Annotated in this window: 20 protein-coding genes and 4 pseudogenes; 12 read left to right on the forward strand and 12 right to left on the reverse strand. The window is 58.6% G+C overall.

Features of this window, described 5'->3' with window-relative positions; translation table 11 throughout:
• Positions 1 to 139: 139 nt before the first annotated feature.
• Positions 140 to 502, forward strand: coding sequence for a hypothetical protein (locus tag BLT45_RS01530; protein ID WP_139187864.1), 363 nt, complete (start codon positions 140 to 142; stop codon positions 500 to 502).
• Here BLT45_RS01530 and BLT45_RS01535 read toward each other — a convergent pair whose 3' ends face one another.
• Entirely contained in the window at positions 503 to 766 is a 264-nt protein-coding gene (locus BLT45_RS01535) for a hypothetical protein (protein WP_093298358.1), read from the reverse strand. It abuts the gene before it with no gap.
• A 39-nt stretch (positions 767 to 805) separates the two neighbouring features.
• Here BLT45_RS01535 and BLT45_RS01540 point away from each other — a divergent pair, with 39 nt between their 5' ends.
• A complete protein-coding gene (locus tag BLT45_RS01540; RefSeq protein WP_093294261.1) occupies positions 806 to 1810 on the forward strand; it encodes a magnesium transporter CorA family protein in 1005 nt (334 codons plus the stop codon).
• A 1-nt stretch (position 1811) separates the two neighbouring features.
• Here the strand turns inward: BLT45_RS01540 and BLT45_RS18260 are convergent, their stop codons facing one another.
• Positions 1812 to 1988, reverse strand: coding sequence for a hypothetical protein (locus BLT45_RS18260; protein WP_165688562.1), 177 nt, complete (start codon positions 1986 to 1988; stop codon positions 1812 to 1814).
• 148 nt (positions 1989 to 2136) lie between these two features.
• Between BLT45_RS18260 and xth the strand changes: the two genes are divergently transcribed.
• The gene (xth, locus tag BLT45_RS01545) at positions 2137 to 2931 is read left to right on the forward strand and encodes an exodeoxyribonuclease III (protein ID WP_093294264.1); all 795 of its coding nucleotides are present in this window, start codon (positions 2137 to 2139) and stop codon (positions 2929 to 2931) included.
• 7 nt (positions 2932 to 2938) lie between these two features.
• On the opposite strand, the gene BLT45_RS01550 is transcribed toward xth, so the two are convergent.
• Both BLT45_RS01550 and BLT45_RS01555 read right to left on the reverse strand, forming a co-directional pair.
• Entirely contained in the window at positions 2939 to 3496 is a 558-nt protein-coding gene (locus tag BLT45_RS01550; protein ID WP_093294267.1) for a cysteine hydrolase family protein, read from the reverse strand.
• Between the two features lie 7 nt (positions 3497 to 3503).
• Positions 3504 to 4163, reverse strand: a complete 660-nt coding sequence (locus tag BLT45_RS01555; RefSeq protein WP_093294270.1) for a DUF6766 family protein — start codon at positions 4161 to 4163, stop codon at positions 3504 to 3506.
• A 129-nt stretch (positions 4164 to 4292) separates the two neighbouring features.
• On the opposite strand from BLT45_RS01555, the gene BLT45_RS01560 reads away from it, so the two are divergent.
• From BLT45_RS01560 to BLT45_RS01575, 5 genes and pseudogenes are all read left to right on the forward strand, one after another.
• Positions 4293 to 4901 (forward strand): spore coat protein, encoded by a 609-nt coding sequence (locus BLT45_RS01560; protein ID WP_093294272.1) that lies wholly within the window; start codon positions 4293 to 4295, stop codon positions 4899 to 4901.
• Positions 4902 to 5347: 446 nt separating this feature from the next.
• Positions 5348 to 7122: pseudogene (locus BLT45_RS01565) on the forward strand (catalase); the annotation flags it as partial.
• The gene (locus BLT45_RS18445; RefSeq protein WP_343123875.1) at positions 7123 to 7392 is read left to right on the forward strand and encodes a type 1 glutamine amidotransferase family protein; all 270 of its coding nucleotides are present in this window, start codon (positions 7123 to 7125) and stop codon (positions 7390 to 7392) included.
• A 6-nt stretch (positions 7393 to 7398) separates the two neighbouring features.
• Positions 7399 to 8169 (forward strand): DUF72 domain-containing protein, encoded by a 771-nt coding sequence (locus BLT45_RS01570; protein WP_093294274.1) that lies wholly within the window; start codon positions 7399 to 7401, stop codon positions 8167 to 8169.
• Positions 8169 to 8900, forward strand: coding sequence for a DNA-formamidopyrimidine glycosylase family protein (locus BLT45_RS01575; protein ID WP_093294277.1), 732 nt, complete (start codon positions 8169 to 8171; stop codon positions 8898 to 8900). The genes BLT45_RS01570 and BLT45_RS01575 overlap by 1 nt, the downstream gene beginning before the upstream one ends.
• A 106-nt stretch (positions 8901 to 9006) precedes the next feature.
• Here the strand turns inward: BLT45_RS01575 and BLT45_RS01580 are convergent, their stop codons facing one another.
• Positions 9007 to 10170, reverse strand: coding sequence for a zinc-dependent alcohol dehydrogenase (locus tag BLT45_RS01580; RefSeq protein ID WP_093294280.1), 1164 nt, complete (start codon positions 10168 to 10170; stop codon positions 9007 to 9009).
• Positions 10171 to 10438: 268 nt separating this feature from the next.
• Here BLT45_RS01580 and BLT45_RS01585 point away from each other — a divergent pair, with 268 nt between their 5' ends.
• Positions 10439 to 10675, forward strand: a complete 237-nt coding sequence (locus BLT45_RS01585; RefSeq protein ID WP_093294283.1) for a hypothetical protein — start codon at positions 10439 to 10441, stop codon at positions 10673 to 10675.
• 77 nt (positions 10676 to 10752) lie between these two features.
• Here the strand turns inward: BLT45_RS01585 and BLT45_RS01590 are convergent, their stop codons facing one another.
• From BLT45_RS01590 to BLT45_RS01615, 6 genes and pseudogenes are all read right to left on the reverse strand, one after another.
• Complete coding sequence (locus BLT45_RS01590; RefSeq protein ID WP_093294286.1) at positions 10753 to 11475, reverse strand: SOS response-associated peptidase; 723 nt, start codon at positions 11473 to 11475, stop codon at positions 10753 to 10755.
• A gap of 219 nt (positions 11476 to 11694) precedes the next feature.
• Positions 11695 to 12885 (reverse strand): catalase family protein, encoded by a 1191-nt coding sequence (locus BLT45_RS01595; RefSeq protein WP_175455688.1) that lies wholly within the window; start codon positions 12883 to 12885, stop codon positions 11695 to 11697.
• 94 nt (positions 12886 to 12979) lie between these two features.
• A pseudogene (locus BLT45_RS01600) lies at positions 12980 to 15462 on the reverse strand (excinuclease ABC subunit UvrA).
• Between the two features lie 23 nt (positions 15463 to 15485).
• Positions 15486 to 16367: an NAD(P)H-hydrate dehydratase gene (locus BLT45_RS01605; RefSeq protein ID WP_093294289.1), complete on the reverse strand. Its 882-nt coding sequence runs from the start codon at positions 16365 to 16367 to the stop codon at positions 15486 to 15488.
• A pseudogene (locus BLT45_RS01610) lies at positions 16364 to 17142 on the reverse strand (histidine phosphatase family protein). The gene BLT45_RS01605 and the pseudogene BLT45_RS01610 overlap by 4 nt, the downstream one beginning before the upstream one ends.
• A gap of 190 nt (positions 17143 to 17332) precedes the next feature.
• Positions 17333 to 18019: pseudogene (locus BLT45_RS01615) on the reverse strand (response regulator transcription factor); the annotation flags it as partial.
• A 222-nt stretch (positions 18020 to 18241) separates the two neighbouring features.
• On the opposite strand from BLT45_RS01615, the gene BLT45_RS01620 reads away from it, so the two are divergent.
• A complete protein-coding gene (locus BLT45_RS01620; protein WP_093294295.1) occupies positions 18242 to 18598 on the forward strand; it encodes a BON domain-containing protein in 357 nt (118 codons plus the stop codon).
• Positions 18599 to 18962: 364 nt separating this feature from the next.
• Here BLT45_RS01620 and BLT45_RS18265 read toward each other — a convergent pair whose 3' ends face one another.
• Positions 18963 to 19103, reverse strand: a complete 141-nt coding sequence (locus BLT45_RS18265) for a hypothetical protein (protein WP_175455689.1) — start codon at positions 19101 to 19103, stop codon at positions 18963 to 18965.
• A 333-nt stretch (positions 19104 to 19436) separates the two neighbouring features.
• Between BLT45_RS18265 and BLT45_RS01625 the strand changes: the two genes are divergently transcribed.
• Both BLT45_RS01625 and BLT45_RS01630 read left to right on the forward strand, forming a co-directional pair.
• Positions 19437 to 20063 carry a DUF4142 domain-containing protein gene (locus BLT45_RS01625; RefSeq protein WP_093294298.1) on the forward strand — a complete coding sequence of 209 codons (627 nt, stop codon included), beginning with the start codon at positions 19437 to 19439 and terminating at the stop codon, positions 20061 to 20063.
• Between the two features lie 717 nt (positions 20064 to 20780).
• Positions 20781 to 21248: a nuclear transport factor 2 family protein gene (locus BLT45_RS01630; protein ID WP_093294302.1), complete on the forward strand. Its 468-nt coding sequence runs from the start codon at positions 20781 to 20783 to the stop codon at positions 21246 to 21248.
• Positions 21249 to 21380 lie beyond the last annotated feature (132 nt).

Consider the following 21380-nt stretch of genomic DNA (forward strand, 5'->3'; position numbering starts at 1 on the left):
CGGTGCCATGAAAAGGCTGCGTAGGCATGAGGGATGGCGAAGGCGACGCAGGTTTCACGGGTGGGAGGGTAGTGATGATCCGTGGCCCATGCTCGCGGGGCCACGCGGAGGCCTCTGGTGCGCGGGATGGAGTGAAACGATGGGACGGTTTGATTCTGAGCGCTTTCATCGCGTGGTGGAATTTCTCCACCGGTCGGGTGGGGTGGGCAAGTGTCTTCAGTATCCCGACATGACCCCCATTCCCGCCGGCTTCAACGACTTTGCCAGCCGGGATGCCAAGTCGGTGGAAGGTGACTGGGAGGATGTGTGCCCGGCCTACGCACTCGCCCTGATCTCGGTGGGCACCTATGGGCTTCCCCAAGACGACGCCGAGATGGAAGTGTTGTGGGACGAACTTGGCGGCAATTCCACCAAGCTATGGCCCGAGGTGCGCGACATTGTCATGCGCTCGTGGGGGTGGCTGGACGCCCAACAGCCACAAGCGACGAGCGATAGGGCTTGATCAGCCAGCGATTCGTTTCTTCCGCCACACGACCCATTGGCCGATGACGGCTGTCAGGAGAATGAGGCTGTTCGTAGTGATGAAAACCCAGTTGTCGAGCAACCAGCTGTAAACGATGAATCCGACCGACGCCACCATTTGCCCCAGAAACAGCCACCGGGAAACCCCTTCCGCGTTGTCTTGGGTCGCTTGCTTGTGAATCTGCTTCACCAACGTCGCTAGCAAAATGGCAGACGCTAGCCAACCGATGGCATCGGGCGACATGAAGAAACCCCCCAATCTGGATGACATAGGTAGGAAGGAATGACCGGCGTCACCGAAGTCACCGAGAAGCGCCAGGTTCGAATGCAGGCCATGCTATTTGACGCCCAACGAGGAAACCGTGAAATCGGCGCGGATGACCTGCTGGCGCAGGAGCGGTCGAGCGACCAACTGGTGTGGATCGACCTAGAAGACCCATGCGAAGAGGACGTCCATGAGCTGGCCGTGCGCTTGTCCTTACCCTCTGCGGCGGTGGAGGGATACTTGGGGACGGAGACGAACCCCACACTGGAGAACTGCGGGAAGTGCTTCTGGCTTCGCGTGGTGGCGGTGGCCGACACATCCGGTCACGAGTTCACGGGAACCGTTCTAACCATCGTCGCCGGTTCCAACTTCGTGGCTACCTTGCATCGCACCCCGGTGGAGTTCCTGGAAACGTTCCGCCAAGGGACGGCGTCGAAAGGTGGGGTGGGAGCGTTGGGATCCGGCAGCTTTGTGGCCGCCCTGCTGGACTGGCATCTGGGAACCTACTTCGAAGCGGTGTCACGCTTTGAATTGGCCGTTGAGCGACTGGAAGTCGAGGTGCTCTCCACGGAGCCTCGCGATTGCTTGACCGAACTTCGGCTGCTCCGTAAGGGTGCTTCCCGCCTGAGGCGGATGCTCGCCCCACATCGGATCGTGTTCACCGCTTTGTCGCGCCCGGATTTCCGACCAGAAGAAGATGAGCTGACCGACCGCCACTTTCGAGTCCTGGACACTCACTACGAACGCGCCATGGACATGGTGGAGAACGCCCGGGATTTGGTAGTGGGCAGCTTCGAGTTGTTCAGCAGCCAAACCGCATTGGCTGCCAACGAGACGATGAAAGTGCTGACATTCGTCACGGTGGTGGTGGGCGTGCTGGCCGTCATCGGTGGTGTTTTGGGAATGAATTTCGAGGCGCCGTTCTTCAAGACCGGCGTCATAGGCTTTTCCGTCGCGGTCGCCTTGATGCTGATTCTGGCTGGTATCTCCGTCTTCTTGGGGCGGAAGCGACGGTGGATCTAGGTTACTCCGGGGCCTTGGCGGGCACGAAGGGAGACACTGGATCGCTGGCGGGGAAGGTTTCCTCCAAGGCTTGGTCCTGGTTTTCGCTCTCGTGCTGCTTGCGCTCCTGGCGCTTAGCACTGCTTTCCTCGCAGTCCACTGATTCACCCGGTGCGGGCGTGTCTTTACGGTCTCTCATGTCAGTGCTCCTCAGGGGTTAGGCCCATTGAAGTCCTCGTCGCGTGTAAGCGATGTGGTGTTGCCACCCATGAGAGTTCACGGGGCAGTTACAAGGGTTGGCGTGGACTGAGGTTCTTCCCTTGATGCCTACTTAGTCGAACACTCCTATGGCACGCAAGAAGACGCTCAAGATCGCCACCTTCAACGTCAATGGGGTCAACACCCGTCTGGCGCACCTGCTGGGGTGGTTGAAGAAAGAGCAGCCGGACATCGTGGGGCTGCAGGAGCTCAAGGCGCTGGACGGTGCGTTTCCCGAAGACGCCATCCGTGAGGCGGGGTATGGCGCGATCTGGCAAGGGCAGAGGTCCTGGAACGGCGTCGCGTTGTTGGCCAAGGGCCAGGACCCGGTGGAAAGCCGGCGGGGCTTGCCCTGGGATCCCAAGGACGAGCAGAGCCGCTACATCGAGGCAGCCATCCACGGCATCGTCGTGGGTTGTCTATACCTGCCCAACGGCAATCCCCAGCCGGGTCTGAAGTTCGACTACAAGCTCAAATGGATGGCACGCCTCCAGCACCACGCCAAGACCTTGGTGGATCTGCCCCATCCTGTCGCCCTCATCGGTGACTTCAACGTCGTGCCAACCGACGAGGACATCTACGATCCCAAAGGGTGGCGGCGGGATGCCCTCTTGCAGCCCGAATCCAGAGAAGCGTTTTTCAAGCTGCTGGAGCAAGGGTGGACTGACAGCCTTCTCACGATTCACGGGTCGAACAGCGGGGTCTTCACCTTCTGGGACTATTTCCGCCAACACGCCGAGCGCGACCGAGGTTTGCGCATCGACCACTTGCTGCTGAACCCCGTGCTCGCCAAGCGGCTGAAAGATGCGGGTGTGGATCGATGGGTTCGGCTGCAAGAGAAGGCGAGTGACCACGCGCCCTCCTGGATCCAAGTGGGCGCCTGAAGAAACGCTACTGCTCAGCAGCCAAGCTGCGAAGGACGGTCTTGGCCCCTCTGGTGTCCAAGCTCATTGAATCGCGCATCAGTGCCAAGCCGCGGGCGGATCGGGCAGGGGTCTGGGCGGCAACGCAATCCTGAGGGACCCGCACCTTGTATCCCCGCATGTGGGCGTCCTGCACGGTGGCCAAGACGCACGAGTCGGTGGCCACACCGGTGATCACAAGCTTCTGAAGCTTCAAGTCCGCCAGAATCGCGGGCAGGGTCGTGCAGAGGAAGGCCGAATGCCTCGGCTTGAGCACGTAGTATTCCCCCGGCTTGGGCTCCAGCACGGCGGCAATCTCGCTTGACGGGCCAGGATGCTGGCGGCACTTCGCCACCAGGTCAGTGAACTCCTGGTTCCAGTCCATGAAGTTGTCGTTGGCGAACAGCACCGGCCAGTTGCGGTCGGCGAAGGCTTGGCGAAGGGTGGCAATAGGGCCGCACGCTTTGAGCGCTTGGACGCCCAGTTGGTCGCCCCCTTCGAAATCGAAGAGGTTGATCATGTCGATGATGAGAAGCGCGGGGCGCATAACGGCATTACGTCCCGGTCTGACTGTGGGGTGCTTCGACCGGCTTGGACTGCGGCGAATCCTTCTGGCGCAGAAAGATGGTCAACAAGACAAGCGCCGCCACGGCGAGGAACTCGCTTTGCCAGTTCTGAAACGACTCGAACCAGAACTGGGCGCTGACCAGGTGATCCCATAGTTCAGTGGGAGGTTTCCCATCGAGCTGACGCTGGACGCTTTCATGGCGCCAACTGCCATCCAAATGTAGTGCGAACGAGAGCAGGAAGAGCACACCAAACGCGATGGCCAGAGAGTGCTCATAGAGCTTCAGCCACACTCCGCCAATTCGCACGGGCCAAGGAGTAGCGCCGCCTTCAACGCGATCCTCTTCTTGCGAGGGCTCCAATGGGCGCGACTCTGCCGAGCCCTTTTGCCGAAGGGAGACGCTTAGCAGCACATACATGCCCATCTGAAGAAACTCGCTCTCCCAGTTCTCAAACGTGGCAGACACGAAGTGGCCACTAGCAAGGTATTCCAGCAGGCTAAGTTGCGGGGCGCCGAGGTCGGAGAGTTCCTCGTTGTAGACAACGTGTCCCGTCAGGATTTGTCCGAGCCACGTTCCGAGCATGAAAAGCAGTACGACGATCGACAAACCGTTGCGCTTCCAGAAGGTGGTGTTGCTGTTGTGCATGTTGCTCCCCAGTTGTTCGCAGGGTGGGCGCGGAGAAGTGTTGACGAAGTGAAAGTTTTTTTCACGTTGCGTTGCCGCCGTGGCGGCCACTATGCGCTCCTTAGTTCACCCCAGCTAACGGAGTCAGTCATGGCAAGCAAGGGTTACGATCAGAGCGGCGTTAAGGAATTGCTCCTTCAGTCGCTGGAAACAGAGCGTGGCGGCATCAAGATCTACACGGCTGCCATCAGCGCCGCGGTCAATGAAGACCTGCGTGAAGAATGGCAGGAATATCTGGAAGAGACCCAGCATCACGAGGAGGTTCTCACTCATGTTTTCGGTGAGCTGGGGATGGATACCGAGGAAATGAGTCCGGGACGTGAAGTCTGTGCGCACAACGGCGCTTCCCTTGTCGCGGCCATCGAGCTGGCAAAGGCGAACGCTGATCCAGCTGCAGCAGAACTGGTGGCGTGCGAGTGCGTCGTCCTGGCCGAGACCAAGGATCACTCCAACTGGGAGTTGATCGGAAAGGTCGCCGAATCAGCGGATGACAAGGTAGCCAAAGTCTTGAAAGCCGCCTACGACGAGGTGGAGGAGGACGAGGATCACCACCTCTACCACACCAAGGGATGGTGCCGTGAGCTATGGATCCAGAGCTTGGGGATGCCAGCGGTGTTGCCCCCGCCCGAGGAAGTGAAAAAAGTCGAGACCGCCATCGGCGCGGCACGGGCCGAGCAAGCCCGCGAAGACATGTTGTGAGCAAAGCCCGCCTTATAGCGGGCTTTTACCATCTTTACGCACGCCCCGACCCCCAGATGGTGGTTGGGGTATTGCCCATCCGAACAGGAAGCGGTCCCATGGCGACGTCACGCAAGAACTCCCCCAAAGACAAGAAGAGCGTGGCTAGTGCCTCTACTGCTCGCAACTCGGACAGTTCCGCGTCCAAGGCTCCATCGCAAGGCTCGAACGACTTGGCAGCTGAGCAGAGCGCGGAGGTGGAGGCCACGGCCGCCGCCATGCCGTTCAACGAGAACAAGGCAGCCGAGCACGGGCGCGAAGCGGCGCTGGATCCACCCGAGGGCACCCAGATCGTTCCACCGTCGTCGTTGGTGACCGCAAGCACCCTGGCGGAGACCAATACGTCCGAGAAACTGGGCACGCGTGCTGAAGAAGGCGCGAATCCGACGGTCGGCTCCCTCGATCGCGTGCGTGTTGACAGTAGTGGACAACGCCTGACAACCAACCAGGGCGTGCCGATCGCCGACAACCAGAACTCGCTCAAGGCAGGCCTGCGAGGCCCGGCCCTGCTGAAGGACTTCATCCTGCGGGAGAAAATCACGCACTTCGATCACGAGCGGATTCCCGAGCGGATCGTGCACGCGCGAGGCTCGGGCGCGCACGGCTTCTTCGAGAGCTATAAGAACCAGCGGAAACTGACGCGCGCGGCACCGTTCCAGGAGGCAGGCAAGATCACGCCCGTCTTCGTGCGGTTCTCCACGGTCGCGGGAGAGCGGGGCAGCAAAGACACCGCGCGCGACGTGCGCGGGTTTGCTGTGAAGTTCTACACCGATGAGGGAAACTGGGACCTGGTGGGCAACAACATGCCCGTGTTCTTCATCCAAGATGCGATGAAGTTTCCTGACCTGGTGCATGCGGTCAAGCCCGAGCCGCACCACCAAATGCCGCAGGCCGCCTCGGCTCACGACACCTTCTGGGACTTCGTGTCGCTGATGCCAGAGTCCACTCACATGCTGATGTGGCTGATGTCCGACCGCGCCATTCCGCGCAGCTACCGCATGATGCAAGGCTTCGGTGTTCACACCTTCCGCTTCGTCAACGACCAAGGCCAGTCGTCCTTCGTGAAGTTCCATTGGACACCTCTTCAGGGCACCCACGCTCTGCTTTGGGACGAGGCTGTGAAGATTTCCGGCTGCGACCCTGACTACCACCGGCGAGATCTCTGGGAGGCCATCGAGGCGGGCGCGTATCCGGAGTGGGAGTTGGGCGTGCAAATATTCTCCGAAGAGGATGCTGAGCGTTTCTCGTTCGACATCCTGGACGCGACCAAGATCATCCCTGAAGAACTCGTGCCCGTTACCCCCTTAGGCCGCATGGTGCTCAACCGTAACCCGGACAACTTCTTCGCCGAGACAGAGCAGGTGGCGTTTTGCACGGCACACGTCGTCCCAGGCATCGACTTCACAAACGACCCCCTGCTGGCCGGGCGGATCCATTCCTACGTCGATACGCAGCTCTCTCGCCTGGGTGGACCGAACTTCCACGAGATCCCGATCAACGCCCCCATAGCGCCGGTCCACAACAACCAGCGCGACGGGTTGCATCGCCAGGCCATTCACCGCGGCAAGGTCTCCTACGAGCCGAACTCGTTGGGGGGCGGCTGTCCCTTCCAGGCCGGGGCTGCCGGTTTCGTCTCGTTCCCCGAACCGGTAGAGCAGGACGAGGTGCGCGGCAAGCCCGAGAAGTTTGCCGAGCACTTCAATCAGGCCGCCCTGTTCTTCAACAGCCAGACACCTGTGGAGCAAGCTCACATCGTGGCCGCGTTCCGCTTCGAGCTTTCCAAGCTGACGGTGCCGGCCATTCGCCAGCGCGTGGTGTCCATGCTTCGCAACGCCTCAGAAGAGCTGGCGGCGCAGGTGGCCGAAGGACTAGGCATGCCGCTCCCGGATGCCATGCCCCGGGCGCTGCCGAAGCCGCCCAAGGCAGAGGTGGACATTTCCCAGCCGTTGTCGATGTTTGCCCACCCAGGGAAGGCAGGCGTGGCAACGCGAAAAGTCGCCATCTTCGTGGGCGACGGTGTTGACGGCGAGCAGGTTGCGGAAGCCCAGCAGGCATTGCTGGACGCCGGAGCCGTCGGCCGTCTGGTAGGACCGCGCGTGGGAATTTTTACGCAGCCGATGGCAGTGAGATCGATGCGGACGCGTCCTTCGAGAACGAGCCCGCCGTCCTTTTCGATGGGGTGATCCTTCCTGATGGGGAGGGCACGGCAAAGGGATGGGCGCGAGACGGGCGCGCTGCCGAGTTCGTGAAGGATCAGTTTCGCCACCTCAAGACCATTCTGGCCTTGGGCGAGGCGGTCGCTTTCGTGGAGGGTGCCGGCGTGCTGAGGGATGAGGCCGATCCCGGACTGCTGCTGCAGAGTGAGCCAGAGGACAGTGCGATCGGTCAGTTCCTGGAGGCCTTGGCTCTGCATAAGCACTTTGGGCGGGAAACCGATCCGCCCCTGTTATGAAGCCGAATGGCGGCTTCCATGACCGCGGCTAGGACTCGCCTGCGGATTGGGTGCGCAGGGTGGAGCATTCCTGCCCCCCAGCGCGGTCTCTTCGGTGAAGGTGAGACCGCGCTGGAGCGCTATGCAACGCTGTTCGATGCAGCTGAAATCAATTCCTCGTTCTATCGTCCCCATCAGGCCAAGACCTACGATCGCTGGGCGCAGGCGGTCCCTCGCCATTTTCAGTTCTCTGTAAAGATACCGAAATCCATCAGCCACGAAGCGCGGCTGCAAGGCTGCGGCGAACTCTTGGATCAATTCATTGGTGAAGTTGAGGGGCTCGGTAGCAAACTCGGCGCTCTCCTTGTGCAGTTGCCGCCCTCACTGGGGTTCGATGCACGAGTGGCGTCCACGTTCTTTGCCATGGTCCGTAGACGAACGTCAGCGCAGATTGTCTGTGAGCCACGCCATCGCACCTGGTTTGAAGCCAACGCTGACCTTGCTCTCAAGCGATACGAGATCAGTCGAGCCGGTGCGGACCCTGCGATCACTGGCGAAGCCGCCACACCAGGTCCCTTTGGGCGACTCCGCTACTGGAGGTGGCATGGATCGCCTCGGATGTATTACAGCAGTTACAGCGAAGATGCGTTGGCGGCATTGGCCGATCAAGTACGCGGCCAACTTTCAAAGCGGATATCGGCATGGGTCATCTTCGATAACACGGCCCACGGGTATGCCACTGCCAATGCGGCACGCTTGAAAACGCTGTTGTCAGCCGATCTAAAGGGTGAGCCCTGATGCCGGAAGTTCCTTCCATCCTCATTCTCCGTCAGGAGGCTGCACGATTTAGAGGTAAGACGGTGCGTTCAGTGAGTGGGAACAGCACCCTGGACATTGAGCGCATGCAGGGCAGGCGGATTGTCTCCGTGCGCAGTTGGGGCAAGCATTTCTTGCTCGAGTTCTCCGGCTTTAGCCTGCGCATTCATCTGATGATGTTCGGTTCCTACAGAATCGATGAAAAGAAGGCAGGCGCAGAACCACGGCTGTCCCTTCGCTTTGATAAGGGTGAGATCAATTTCTACACGTGTTCCTTGAAATACATCGAAGGTCCGCTCGAGGAGGCCTACGATTGGAGCGGCGATGTGCTGTCCGATCAATGGAGTCCAAAAAAGGCTAGAGCAAAGCTGAAAGAGATCCCCGATACGCTGGTATGCGATGCCCTGTTAGATCAGAACATCTTTGCTGGCGTGGGCAACATCATCAAGAACGAAGTGCTGTATCGCATCCGGGTCCAGCCAGCCAGCCTGGTGGGGGACCTGCCTCCCCGGAAATTGGGCGAGATGATCAAGCAGGCGCGCCAATACAGTTTCGACTTCCTGGAGTGGAAGAAGGCCTTCGTTCTGAAGAAGCACTGGTCGGTGCACACCAAACGGGTTTGCCCTAGTTGTGGTCAGCTCTTGACCAAAGCCTATCTGGGCAAGACACAGCGGCGAAGCTTCTTCTGTGAGCGCTGCCAGGTTCTCTACTAGCTCAACCCGAAAACACGATACGTATGGGTAAGAGAACACCCCGTGACGTGGTCGACGGAGTGTTTGGCGGATCCCTTCTTTCGGTAAACCCTTTTGCCCATTTCCGCTATGGGGTTAAGACAACCTTCCTGCAGTCGTCCTCTGCCTTATCGAACGTAGCGTAGCCTTTGGCGGCGTCTGCCAAGCTCATCCGATGCGAGATGATGATCTCCGGTTTGATGAGGCCGTTGCCTACGTGTTCCAGCAGCTCAGGCATGAGCGCCTGGGCATGGGTCTGGCCCATCTTGAAGGTCAGGCCCTTGTCGAAGGCGTCCCCAAACATGAACGCATGGATGAAGCCTGCATAGACGCCCGGCACGCTTACCGTGCCGCATCGGCGGGTGGCAGCAATGCACTGGCGCAGAGCGGCACCGCTGCTGCCCTCGATCTTGAGGTTGGTCAGGATGGTTTCCGTGGTGCTGCCTTTAGCTTCGAAGCCTACGGCGTCCACGGTGGCGTCCACGCCACGACCATTCGTCTGCTGCATGATCAGCTCAGCGGGGTCATCGACGTCTTTCATATTAATGGGGATGACGCCATACGCTTGAACGGCGAAGTCGAGCCGATACTGCAACTCATCCACCATGAAGATCTGTTCCGCACCCAACATTCGTGCGCATGCGGCAGACATCAAACCCACGGGTCCGGCACCGAAGATGGCAAGGGAGGAGCCTTTTCCGATGCCGGCGTTGAGCACCGCCTGATACCCAGTGGGCAGGATGTCTGAAAGGAACAGAACCTGTTCATCGGACAGGGCGTCTGGAATCCTTAGCGGCCCCACGTTGGCCTTGGGGACCCGCACGAACTCTGCTTGCCCTCCTGGCACCCCCCCGTAGAGGTGGGTATAGCCGAAGAGGGCGGCCGGGGGCTTGATCCCCTTCTGGTTGAGCGCCGCGCCTTTTCCTGTGTTGGTGGTCTCGCACGCCGAATATTCGTCGAGTAGGCAATGGAAGCACTTGCCGCATGCGATCACGAAGGGAATGACTACCCGATCGCCCACAGACAGCTCGGTGACACCACTGCCGACCTCCTCCACGATCCCCATGAACTCGTGACCTAGGATGTCGCCATCCTTGAGGGCGGGAATCTTGCCGCGATAGAGGTGAAGGTCTGAGCCGCAAATGGCGGTGGCGGTGACCCGCAGAATGATGTCGTCGTTCTGAACGAGACTCGGATCGGGCACTTCCTCAACGCGAACGTCGTGCGAGCCGTGATAGGTAAGAGCTTTCATATGAATCCTTAGAGTGAGTTCTTCTTATGTTTAATAGAGCAGTTCTGCGTCGTGCGCCTCGCAGAACTACGCGTCTCAAGCTATCTGAATGAAAGTCAGATTTCTCAGAAAAATTCTCCATCTGAGCCGACTGTCATCACCTACTTCTACTCCTCAGACGTCAATGCGAAGTGAGGTTGAAAATAACGTCCATGGATCACGTTGCGCTCACTGCATAGCGCCTAGCTTCGGTGCTACGACAAGTGTGTCGGCGATCAGGAGAATAAAAATGGGTAACAACCAAAACCAGAATGACCAGAACCAAGGTGGTCAGAAGCAGAGCGATCAGCAGGGCCAAGGCCAAAACCGCGAGCAGCAGGGTGGCCAAGGTCGCGATCAGCAGAATGACCAGCAGAAGGGCCAGGGTCAGGGCCGTGACCAGCAGGAAGGTCAGAACCGCGATCAGAAGCAGACCACCGAGCAGCAGGCGAACGATCAGCAGAAAGATCAGAACCAGAAGCGCTGATCAGCAGTGGTAGCAAGAAAATGCCCCGCGTTGAGCGGGGCATTTGCTTTGAGCGATGACTATTTCTTCTGGGCGCGTTAGTCACCATCCACCTCGTCAAAGTCATCTTCCATAGTAGTCCGCTGCAAGTCTGGATCTACTGGTTCGAGCAGTGTGTAGTCTTCTCGCGTCGGGTCTCCTATGGCGCGAGTGACGGGATAGCTCTCCAGCAGTGGGCGCTGGGCATGCCGCATCAAACTGCGGGGAGTAGACAGCGAGCCTCGCAGCCAGCGCAGCGCTTGGTCCGTGTCGAGGAACACGGGACCATCAGGGGTAAGCGGGAGGGGAATCGAAGGATTGGGTCCGGTCAATAGCGCGAAGCTGTGCAGAAACGCTCCTTCTTCCCCTAGCCAGGTTTCCCACAGGCCAGCAGCTAACAGTGTTAAGCCGTCCTGCCGCTGGATGAAACGCGGCCACGGTGGCTTACGCTGCCGATCCCATTTGTAATACCCGGTCATCGGAACAACGCAGGGTCGTTCTTTCCAGGCCTGAGCAAATATTCGGCTTCTTGGAGCGCGCTCAAGCCGAGCTGTAACAGTGGTGTAGGGGGTTGCCGGTTCTTTGGACCAGCGCGGTATTAGGCCCCAGATCATCTCCGCGACGCACAGTTTTCCTTGCGCATCCATGGCCAGCACCAACGCCGGTTTTCCTTTGGCCACGTTATAACGATCTGGGCCATCTATCAGCGCACTAGCCAAGACCTCGGGCAAACCTTCGGGAAGAACTTCTGAAGTTGCTAATGCTTGAGCGAAGCGGCGCATAGCGGAACCGTATCTGACTCCGCGTGTAGGAGACGTTGGGCACGTTTCAATAGTGGGTTGTTCACGCCTTCATCAAGCCTGACACTGGACACTGCTTTGGCGCCCAGTCGCCTTTACTGGTGGCGGGTTTGCGGTAGGGCCGGCATCCCCTGTGTCGGCCCTACCTTATTGGGGCTACAACGCATCTATAGCGCGGCGCTCGCTACGACTTCGGAATCTTCAGTCCCGCTGCGGAGTTTCCGCCGATAGATCGATGTCGTCGCCATCAACTCCACGCGCTGTTGGATCGAATCCGTGGGGCTCGGTAATAGGACATCGGTTGAAGGCGCTACGAAACTCCCTGGACGCCGCCATAACCTCGCGCCTAGCTCGGTTGACGCCACCCAACGGGCGATGGGCCGCCAAGCAATTCCATGGAGCAAAGGCCAGACCGACCTCCTGCTGCGCTGCTGCGTCAGACCATCCCCGCTGAGGCGGCACATACACGGTGGCCACTGTCAGCCATGGGCTCTCCTCTTCCGACCAAGGCACCGAAGCATCTTCCAATGGCATGTCGCTGAGGTTTCGGCACAACTGCACACGAAACTCCCACGTCAGATCGTGATCCAGGGCGCTGGTGAGTTGATCAATAGCCTCTCGCTGGGTGTCGGGCGAGCTTGAGATCGGGGCTCCTTCCAATGCAAGCAGTGCATTGTCAGACGGCGCGAGTGAGAATTTGGCTATGTAGCGCCCGTAGAGGAACGGCACCTGTGTGAAATAGGTCTCGCCAAGGGGATGACGCTGGGGCTCACCTCCCAATGCTTTCAATTTGTCACTGGGTGCGCCTAAAGCATCCAGTGCTGCTTCGGCCCCTCGCAGCGTGGCGGATATCACCGTCTTCGTTCGTGGCATTTTCTCTGTCGTGGAGGCTAGCAGTTTTGCTGGGCCCAAGAACTTGGCTGGAGTAGGTGCTGTAAATGTAGGTCCGTTGACCAGCAGGAAATCTTGGGTCTTTCCAGGAAAACTATCCGGTAGCCGCTCACCTTCCACACCGATGATCTTTATTGCCACAGCTCGGGGTGTTGAAACCGAATCTGGCAACTGTTCTGCAGGAGGGGAGGAGAAGCGAATCAGCGCCTGATACCGGCCAGGAGACGAGAACAGACCTTGAGCGAGCTCAGGTGGCAGGTCGGCATGAACCTTAAAGGCTGCTCGCAAGAGCGCCTGACCTTTGGCGTGAACTGCTCGATGGGCCTGCCCCTCATGTTCGGCCACCGTGCTAGCCATGCGCACGAAAACTTCTTTCAGCTCCTCGATAGCAGCGCTTTCTCCTTCTTGGATCTGCTCCAACTCGGAGTGATAAAGCACGGGGTCTTGTAAGGCGGGCATATGAATCCCCACGTATTGGATTTGCTTGGGAGCCTCAATCAACCCGACTGGCGTGCTGGGCGGCTTGCAGGCGACGACTACCCTGGCGAACAGGTGGGCCCACCATACGCGCTACCCGTGTAAGGCCAGTGAAGCACTAAGGTGCCTGCTGCATTGCGCTTAGCAAGTAAGGAGCAGTAGCACTGCGCTTAGACGTCGCAATCTTCGAGGGTGATCCTTCCGCGACGATCCTACCGCCTTGATCACCTGCTCCCGGACCAATGTCGATGACCCAATCACTGTCGGCGACCACGCGCATCTCGTGTTCCACGATAACCACGGTGTTTCCAGCGTCAACCAATCCCTGGAGTTGCGCCATGAGCTTATCGACGTCAGCCGGGTGAAGGCCCGTAGTGGGCTCGTCTAGAACGTAAAGGGTGTCGCCGCGTTGGCTGCGTTGAAGCTCTGTGGCGAGTTTGATCCGCTGCGCCTCACCGCCTGACAATTGCGTGGCCGGCTGTCCGAGTGTGAGATAGCCAAGCCCTATATCTCGCAGCAACAGCAATGGGCGAAGAATGACGGGTTCGCCTTCGAAGAGGTTGATCGCCGCATCTACAGATAGGGCTAATACCTGTGCGATATCGTGCGAACGCCACGTAATCTCGAGCGTCTTTTCGTTGTAGCGCTTGCCATGGCAGGTCGGGCAGGGCGCGTAGACACTTGGCATGAAAAGCAACTCCACATGCACGGAGCCTTCCCCTTCGCACGTCGCGCAGCGACCTTGCTCGATATTGAAGGAGAACCGACCTGCACTGAATCGCCGCTTCTTTGCCGCGGGCGTGGCGGCGAACAACTTGCGCACATGGTCGAACAAGCCGGTATAGGTGGCCAGATTGGAGCGCGGCGTGCGCCCAATTGGCTTTTGATCCACGTTGACCAGTCGCTTGACCTGCTCAGCGCCTGAGACGATACGTCCCTGTGTCTTGGCCAGCGACTCGACGAGTGTCGGCTCACCTTCACCTTCCTCAGTGGCGGGGGCGTGTCCAAGATGCTCACTCACCAGTTCGACCAGCGCCTGGCTCACGAGGCTGGACTTGCCCGATCCCGACACCCCGGTAACCGAGGTTAGCGCTGCCAGCGGAAATCGGACCTCCAAGTCGCGCAGATTGTTGCGAAGAATTCCGCCGAGCACCAACCAGCCCGCCGGCTTTCGGGGAAAACGGGGTGCTACTTGGCTATTTGGAAACAGATAGCGACGGGTATGGGAGCGCTCGACACTTCGAAGACCCTCAGGTGGTCCGTTGTAGATGACGTGGCCGCCCTCGGTGCCCGCGCCTGGCCCCACATCCACCAGCCAGTCAGCCCGCCGAAGCATGTCCAAGTCGTGTTCGACCACAAAAAGCGTATTGCCGACGGCTTTGAGATCGTCCAATGCATCATGCAGGGCAGCAGCGTCTGCGGGATGCAGCCCCGCAGAGGGCTCATCCAACACATAGACAACGCCGAATAGGTGAGATCGGATCTGTGTAGCCAAGCGCAGTCTTTGTAGCTCGCCCGATGACAGCGTCGGCGTGATCCGATCCAGGGATAGGTAGCCCAGTCCCAATGCCTGCAAGGAGGCAATTCGCTCGGTCAGATCCTGCGCAATGCGTTGGGCCGCGATCTGCTTCTCCTCCGACATGTCAGGGGTTCGCCGGACGTCAGAGCTGCCAGAATGGGCAGCACCCCCTTGGCTCACGCGCAGGCGGGCATCCTGCTTGCTTGTAGCTTTGCTTCTGGATTTGCCGCGCCCCTGGGGTGAGAACTGTCCCGAGGCCGCCGGCATCAGCACCTCAGCAATGCGGTTCAAGGGTAGGTGCGAGAGCGTGCCGATATCCAAACCGGCGAAGGTGACAGACAGTGCTTCCCGCTTGAGACGCCCCCCTTTACACATGGGGCACACCGTGCCTTTCAGGAAACGGGATACCCGCTTCTTCATCTGTGCGCTTTGGGTGGTCGCGAATGTATGAAGCACATACTTACGAGCACCTATGAAGGTGCCAATATAGCTGGGCTCCGTTTTTCGCCGCAGCGCCGTTCGGGTTTCCGCAGGCGTGAAACCGGCATACACCGGCACGCTAGGCTGTTCTTCGGTAAAGAGGATCCAGTCTCTGTCCTTCTTGGGAAGATCCCGCCAAGGCTTATCGACGTCATAGCCAAGCGTTACCAGGATGTCCCGAAGGTTCTGGCCGTGCCATGCCGGTGGCCACGAGGCGATGGCCCGGTCGCGAATACTCAGGCTGGCGTCCGGCACCATGGATGATTCGGGAACGTCATACACATGTCCAAGCCCGTGACAGTGGGGGCAGGCGCCCTGAGGTGTATTGGGAGAGAAGTCTTCTGCGTAGAGCATGCGCTGCTTGGCCGGATACGTGCCGGCGCGCGAATAGAGCATGCGGAGCGAACTGGAGATCGTCGTCACGCTGCCTACAGCGTTCCGAATGCAAGGGAGGATTTGCCGGAACCCGAGATGCCAGAGAACACGACCAAAGCGTCGCGCGGGATATCTAGATCGACGTTTTTGAGATTGTGCTCGCGTGCACCTCGGACGACGATGTATCCGTCTGTTTCCTTGCTGCCGTTGTTCGTTCGTTTGCTCATGGGGTATCCGTAGGGTCTCGAGACTAACCCTGTGGCGGTGCAAGAGAGTCCAAGATCGCAGGCACCTCGATGGGCAGCTCTCGTGCAAGTAATCCCAAGCTACCGATCGAGCGGGCGAGGGATTCACCCGCGCGACCGTGCAGATATACGCCCCACACCGCGGCTTGAACCGGCTCAGCGCCACGCGCCACCAAGCCGGCAATGATCCCGCACAACACATCGCCAGAACCGGACGTTCCCAGACCGTGGCAGCCCCCGTCATGCCGCCACAGCCGTCCGTCCGGATCTGCTATCCATGTGCGAGGACCTTTCAAGACGACGATGATGCCCGCTCGAACGGCCAGCTGGATTGCGACCTCATCCGGCCTAGCTTGAACCTCCTCCAGGTTAGCATTGATGAGCGAAGCCATTTCACCTGCGTGGGGTGTGAGGATCGGTGTGGCAGAGAATGTTTGGGTTTGATCGAACGCTGCTATCGCCCCCGCGTCGGCAACGACCGTGCATTTTGCGTGTCCCGCGATCCTACTGATAAGACGCCTAAGGGTGGGGGTGTCATCCATACCCGGGCCAATCAGAATTGAATCAGCGTAGGAACAGGCAAGCTCCAGCGCCGGGGTGGGCCGGCATCCCCCCGCGTTGGTAGTAGGCAGTGGCATCACCTTGGCTTCTGGCAAGGCCAGTGCCAGCGCGGAAGCAACCTGGGCGGGCACCCCCAGTTGGAGTTTGCCGGCCCCAGACCTCAACGCGGCCTCGCCCGCCAACAAGGCTGCGCCAGGAACTTGAGGAGATCCCGCAATGACTACCACGCGCCCTCGGTCGTCCTTGCCTTTGCTGCCTTCTGGCGAGGGTAGGGGCCATCCCTTAAGCAGGGTTGCTTTGATTAAGACCGTGCTGCGGTTGCTCATTTCGGGCCAACAGGCGTGTCTGCTGCGACGGTAACCTCAGCCATTGCGGCGAGTTCTGGCGGGACATAGTTGGCGCGGCGCAAGGCGAAGCGTTCTGCGTCTCTCCCCTCGCCAAACCCATACTCCGTAACGGAACAGTTGGGCACATCGGCAAGCTTGTCTATGTCGAGAATCGCCTTTTCATCCAGGCATTCGAGCAGATAGCGAAAACAGTTGACGATCACTTGATGACCACGATAACTACGCGATCGCCAACATGATCCCGACGTAACACTTCCACAACACTTCGCAAGCGAAGAATGACGTCACACCAGCTCTCACCGCCTGGTGGACGGAAATAGAACTTGCCAACCAAGGCGCGTTGCTCTGCCAGCTCAGGGAACTTAGACCGAATCCCATGCACCGTATAACGGTCGAGAATCCCGAACTATTTTTCTCTCAGCCTTTCGTCGACGCTGATGTTGTCGACGTCGACGTCGACGTCGACGTCCAGTTGAGTGGCGATCGCAGCGCAAGTTTGATGCGCCCTTACAAATGCGGAGCTCAAAAAATGAGTCGGACGTTGATTTTCTATCAGGCTGGCAAACCATTGGGCCAATGCCTCGGCCTGCCTTTCGCCTAGCTCTGATAGGGGTGTGTCGGCGTCACGGTGTTCGAGATCAATGAGGGTGGCACCCCCCAACTCAGCTGCGTCCCGTGCGACGTTGCCCGCGCTTTGCCCGTGCCGGATGACCCACAGTCGCTCGGGCCAATCCGTATGTTGAAGTTTGGGCATTGCTCCCTCCTTGGTTGTCTTACAGACATTAGCGGGACGAGCGTGAAGAAGGGGGTATGAGTCGCGGCAGCGAAAGTGCCAGTGCAGACGGCTACCTAGTGGGCACTTCCCCTCGAATCGGAGCACAAGGAGTCGCACCGGGTGCTGAGTGATGTGCCGTCGATGAAGAGGTTGCCACTTTACGCATAGCAGCAAGGTCGGCGATGCGATAACCGGAACTTTGAACCGTGTGAAGGAGCGGGTTCTCAAAGCCGCGATCTATGATCCTTCTTAGGTTGTAGAGCTGGCTGCGCAAAACATCAGAATCAGGAAGGGCATCACCCCAGAGCTCGCGTTCGATCTGTCTACGACTTACGACTCGAGGAGATTCGCGCATAAGTATGCTCAGCAGCTTGGTAGCAGACGGTGAGAGCTCAATCTCCTTACCAGCTCGTTGAATGCGATGGCACGTGGGATCAAACGAGAGATCTCCGACCCTAAGCACCTGACGCCCGACTTCCCGACGGCTGCGACGAATTACAGCGATCAATCTTGCTTCCAACTCGCGTGTGGCAAACGGTTTCGTCAAGTAGTCATCTACCCCTTGTTCCAAGCCCTTAACCTTGTCTTCCAGTTGATCTCTTCCCGTCACCATGATGATCGGTGTTGAGATGCGCGCCTCATTCCGGAGCATTCTCACGATCTCGAGGCCGTCGAGCCAGGGAAGATGCCCATCTAGGACAATCGCGTCATAACGGTTCTCGGCCGCTAGTCGATAGCCTTCGGCGCCGTCATAGGCGTAGTCAACCTCCATGCCCTTGGCTTCCAAATAGCCGCCTATTGTTTCAGCAACGAAACGGTCGTCCTCCACGATCAGCACGGATGCAGAAAAAGACATGGCGCTACCTTCTTTCCATAGTCATCTCTGTTAACTTTGCGCCAAAGGTCGTCGTACGGTCGTGAAAGACAATTGTCGCCGTGCTCACATCGCCGTTCAGCTTGCGCGAGGTGAATTCACGGTGCCGCTACGGTTGAGGGGTCAGCCTGCAAGTCCGAAGCGATGGAACCGAAGACGACGCTGAGGACTACGAATCTAGACCTCACAACTTGGAGAAGACTTATGAAGATTTCAAACATGGCGCTTTCCGCGCTTGCAGTTGCAATGCTTGCCGCGCCGGGTTTTGCTTTCGCATATGGAGATGGCGATAAGCCCAAAGCGGCAGCTGAACACGCTCAGCATAAGGACTCTGCCCAGCCCGTGGATGACACATGGATTACCACGAAGGTGAAGGCTGATCTGTTGACCAGCTCCAATGTTCCCGGCACGGAGATCAAGGTCGAGACTGTTAATGGCGTAGTTACGCTGTCGGGCACCATTTCGTCTCAGGCCGAGAAGGATAAGGCACTGAAGGTTGCCCGTGGGATTAAGGGCGTCAAGACAGTGGAGTCGGCAGGCCTCAAGGTGGCCACTCGCTGAGCAGGTCGGCGCAATAGCGCCTCGACCCTGCGACCGTGAGAGGCACTTGGCTCCTCGTTACCCAAATAGTTGAACACTACCTGGGCGGCGGGGAGCTTTTGTTTTTCCAATAAGCGGCACGTAGCTGAGCATGCACCGGCTTCCGAGAATGTGTAGTGGTAGATATCGACTCCACGCGCCCGACCCTACAAGTGAGGCTCTGCTACGTTGGAGTTGCTCATGGCCCGCCCGATCTGGACCGGATCGCTGTCGTTTGGTCGTCTAAACATCCCCGTATCCCTCATGTCCGGCGAGCGTCGAACGGATCTGGGGCCAAGACGGGAAGGGTCAGAATCTGAATCAGGGTGGCCAGGGTGGGCAGCGACTAGATGACCAGCGACAGGGTCAGGATGAACAGGATGAGGATCAGGAAGATCAAGGTCAGTCGCCCGACGAAGAAGATGAATAAGAAGGTGACGGCGATGAGACCGGACCTGGCCGAGGCGAGCAGTAGCAGGACGGGCACGCGACTGCCCACGCAGCTCGGGTCCCGCCACTGCACTCAAGGAGCTCCCTAGGGAGCTCTTTGTTTTCGGGTGAAGCATCAAGCGGCGCGAGGTAAGGACGATTAGAGTCATGGCTAAAGACCGCCACAGGTCTCTTCCAAGCGCGGCGCCATAGAGCGCATTACCTAAGTGCCCGCTTACAAAGGCAGGCAATCTCATGGCACGCGATGTTCCGAAGACGCATAAAGAAGAACACGCTGCGTTCACACCGTGAAGCGCTCTGTGGTGCAGCCGGCGCCTGAGAGCGGACCAGCTTGAGGCGCGCGATATCCCGAATCTACTGGAGTACCGAAATGAAGACACATCCCTTGAGCGTTCTTGCTATCGCATGTGCTGTCACGCTGGCAATTACGAGCTGCCGCAACGAGCCAGATGCGCCGACAGTCGATAACGATCCGACAGCGGAGGTCGCCGCCCCGATGGATACGACAGCCGCGGACACTACAAAGCCCATGCAGGACACCATGGCCAGTGCAACCAAGACAGGAGCTTCGGAGAGCGCGTCACTTGGTGTGCTCAATGCTATCAACGATCATGAAATCGCCACCGGAAAGCAAGCGTTGGCCAAGGGTGTTACAGGCGATGTGGCGAAGTATGCCCAGATGATGATTGACGAGCATACGAAGAATCGGACCGAAACTAATGCATTAGGTCCTGACGCAAATGCCTCCGATGCCCAAGCGCAGCGGCAAACAAGCGAGCAGGAGCTTGCCACATTGGATTCAAAGAACGCTTCTGACTATGCCAGCGCATACGTGGCGGCCATGGTCAAAGGTCACGCTGACGCGCTGCAGGTCCTGGACACTAAACTTATTCCAAGCGCAACACGCCCCGAGGTTAAAAGCCATCTGACTGCAACCCGAGGTCATGTGGCGGAGCACTTGGAGAAGGCAAAAGAACTCGAGACTGCCGCTCGCTAGCAAGTATTCTCCTCATGCATGCCTCGTCCGCCGTGGCTGTGAAGTTCTGCCTGGTTGTTCGAGTACCTTTGCTGCAAGGACTTAGAGCTTGACAGAATGTCGGCTGCTGGCTTGAAACGGATACCGGGCAGATTGATATGGGAATGTACTCACGGCCCTTCCGGCTCAAGCGAAGGACCGTCGCATTCGTAAAGCCTCCAACGCAGTTCCGAAGCGACACTTACAAGCAACACCGAACAAGGCCCGCAGATGCGGGCCTTTGTTTTTTTCAGGTGTTTCCAGTGGATGCGGATGATATGTATCCAACCGCGAAATGGACGGTTGGAGCGTAAGTTGCCTTAGTGCCGGCTTCGGGGCATCTGAAGAATTTGCCGAGAGTCGGCATCTGTCCGAATCTGTTGAAAGCACAGTCGGGCGCCATCCGGCTAAGGGCACCGGGTAGGGTTACAAGTCGGCTTGTTGGTCGAAACAAGTCATGTAGCCGGACCCGAGCTAGTGCACTGGCAAATAGCCCGAAGACATCAAATAGCGCGAGGCATCTTAGCCGGCCCCAGCCACCCTAAGATCGAGTCGCACCAAGGGGGACAGCCCACTACATGGTGCGCTGAGGACAAGTCGTATACCGGCCCCAGGTGTCGGGCTGTTAGATAGTTGGGCGGGCTGACTGTTCAGCCAGTTCCCGGGTCAGCTTTTCTCAATATCAAAGGGAAAGAGACTATGTTTAGAGCACTGGCCATCGCTACGCTTATAGCCTTAGCGTTTTCTTTGTCTCCCCACGTGTTCGGCCAAGTGGCCGACCAACAATCGAGCGACACGACCCCAGCCAAATACATACAGGCTCTTGCCAACGAACTTGCAAGCGCCATTGTCAAGCGAGACGTCGCCGCGATGGAGCAGCTACTGGCCGACGACTACATGGACGTAAATCCAGATGGCGTAGTCAGTTCCAGAGCACAATTCATCGCTGAGCATAAGAACTCCCCAGCTACGACCAATAAGTTCGAAGCTGCTGAGTTCGGAGAAAGCGGCTTAAAGGTGCGTTTCTACGGCGACGTGGCAGTGCTGACAGGGCGAAGCACTTGGCGTGGACACACGGCAGAGGGACATGCCTTTACCGGCACACTGGTGTCAAGCATGGTGGCTGTGAAAGAGAATGGGCAATGGAAAATTGCAACAACTCACTAAAGTTCAGTTCCACCATCACAGGCAGCGACTAATCCACCAGAGTAGGGTGCGGTGTGACCATGCCTGCCTAGCAGTTCATTCAAGCCGACGCCGCTTCGCGGAGCGGCTTAGTTCAGACGTTGGTCGATGTCC

The organism is Pseudoxanthomonas sp. CF385 (assembly GCF_900104255.1).
Classification (GTDB): Bacteria; Pseudomonadota; Gammaproteobacteria; order Xanthomonadales; family Xanthomonadaceae; genus Pseudoxanthomonas_A.

What these genes read in the sequence shown, in the direction of transcription:
- BLT45_RS01550 (WP_093294267.1), bottom strand. Translation starts at nt 3,496, where the DNA reads ATGCGCCCCGCGCTTCTCATCATCGACATGATCAACCTCTTCGATTTC.
- xth (WP_093294264.1), top strand. Translation starts at nt 2,137, where the DNA reads ATGGCACGCAAGAAGACGCTCAAGATCGCCACCTTCAACGTCAATGGG.
- BLT45_RS01605 (WP_093294289.1), bottom strand. Translation starts at nt 16,367, where the DNA reads ATGAGCAACCGCAGCACGGTCTTAATCAAAGCAACCCTGCTTAAGGGA.
- BLT45_RS01575 (WP_093294277.1), top strand. Translation starts at nt 8,169, where the DNA reads ATGCCGGAAGTTCCTTCCATCCTCATTCTCCGTCAGGAGGCTGCACGA.
- BLT45_RS01535 (WP_093298358.1), bottom strand. Translation starts at nt 766, where the DNA reads ATGTCGCCCGATGCCATCGGTTGGCTAGCGTCTGCCATTTTGCTAGCG.
- BLT45_RS01585 (WP_093294283.1), top strand. Translation starts at nt 10,439, where the DNA reads ATGGGTAACAACCAAAACCAGAATGACCAGAACCAAGGTGGTCAGAAG.
- BLT45_RS01580 (WP_093294280.1), bottom strand. Translation starts at nt 10,170, where the DNA reads ATGAAAGCTCTTACCTATCACGGCTCGCACGACGTTCGCGTTGAGGAA.
- BLT45_RS01625 (WP_093294298.1), top strand. Translation starts at nt 19,437, where the DNA reads ATGAAGACACATCCCTTGAGCGTTCTTGCTATCGCATGTGCTGTCACG.
- BLT45_RS18260 (WP_165688562.1), bottom strand. Translation starts at nt 1,988, where the DNA reads ATGAGAGACCGTAAAGACACGCCCGCACCGGGTGAATCAGTGGACTGC.
- BLT45_RS01540 (WP_093294261.1), top strand. Translation starts at nt 806, where the DNA reads ATGACCGGCGTCACCGAAGTCACCGAGAAGCGCCAGGTTCGAATGCAG.
- BLT45_RS01630 (WP_093294302.1), top strand. Translation starts at nt 20,781, where the DNA reads ATGTTTAGAGCACTGGCCATCGCTACGCTTATAGCCTTAGCGTTTTCT.
- BLT45_RS01620 (WP_093294295.1), top strand. Translation starts at nt 18,242, where the DNA reads ATGAAGATTTCAAACATGGCGCTTTCCGCGCTTGCAGTTGCAATGCTT.
- BLT45_RS01590 (WP_093294286.1), bottom strand. Translation starts at nt 11,475, where the DNA reads ATGCGCCGCTTCGCTCAAGCATTAGCAACTTCAGAAGTTCTTCCCGAA.
- BLT45_RS01555 (WP_093294270.1), bottom strand. Translation starts at nt 4,163, where the DNA reads ATGCACAACAGCAACACCACCTTCTGGAAGCGCAACGGTTTGTCGATC.
- BLT45_RS01560 (WP_093294272.1), top strand. Translation starts at nt 4,293, where the DNA reads ATGGCAAGCAAGGGTTACGATCAGAGCGGCGTTAAGGAATTGCTCCTT.
- BLT45_RS01570 (WP_093294274.1), top strand. Translation starts at nt 7,399, where the DNA reads ATGGCGGCTTCCATGACCGCGGCTAGGACTCGCCTGCGGATTGGGTGC.
- BLT45_RS01530 (WP_139187864.1), top strand. Translation starts at nt 140, where the DNA reads ATGGGACGGTTTGATTCTGAGCGCTTTCATCGCGTGGTGGAATTTCTC.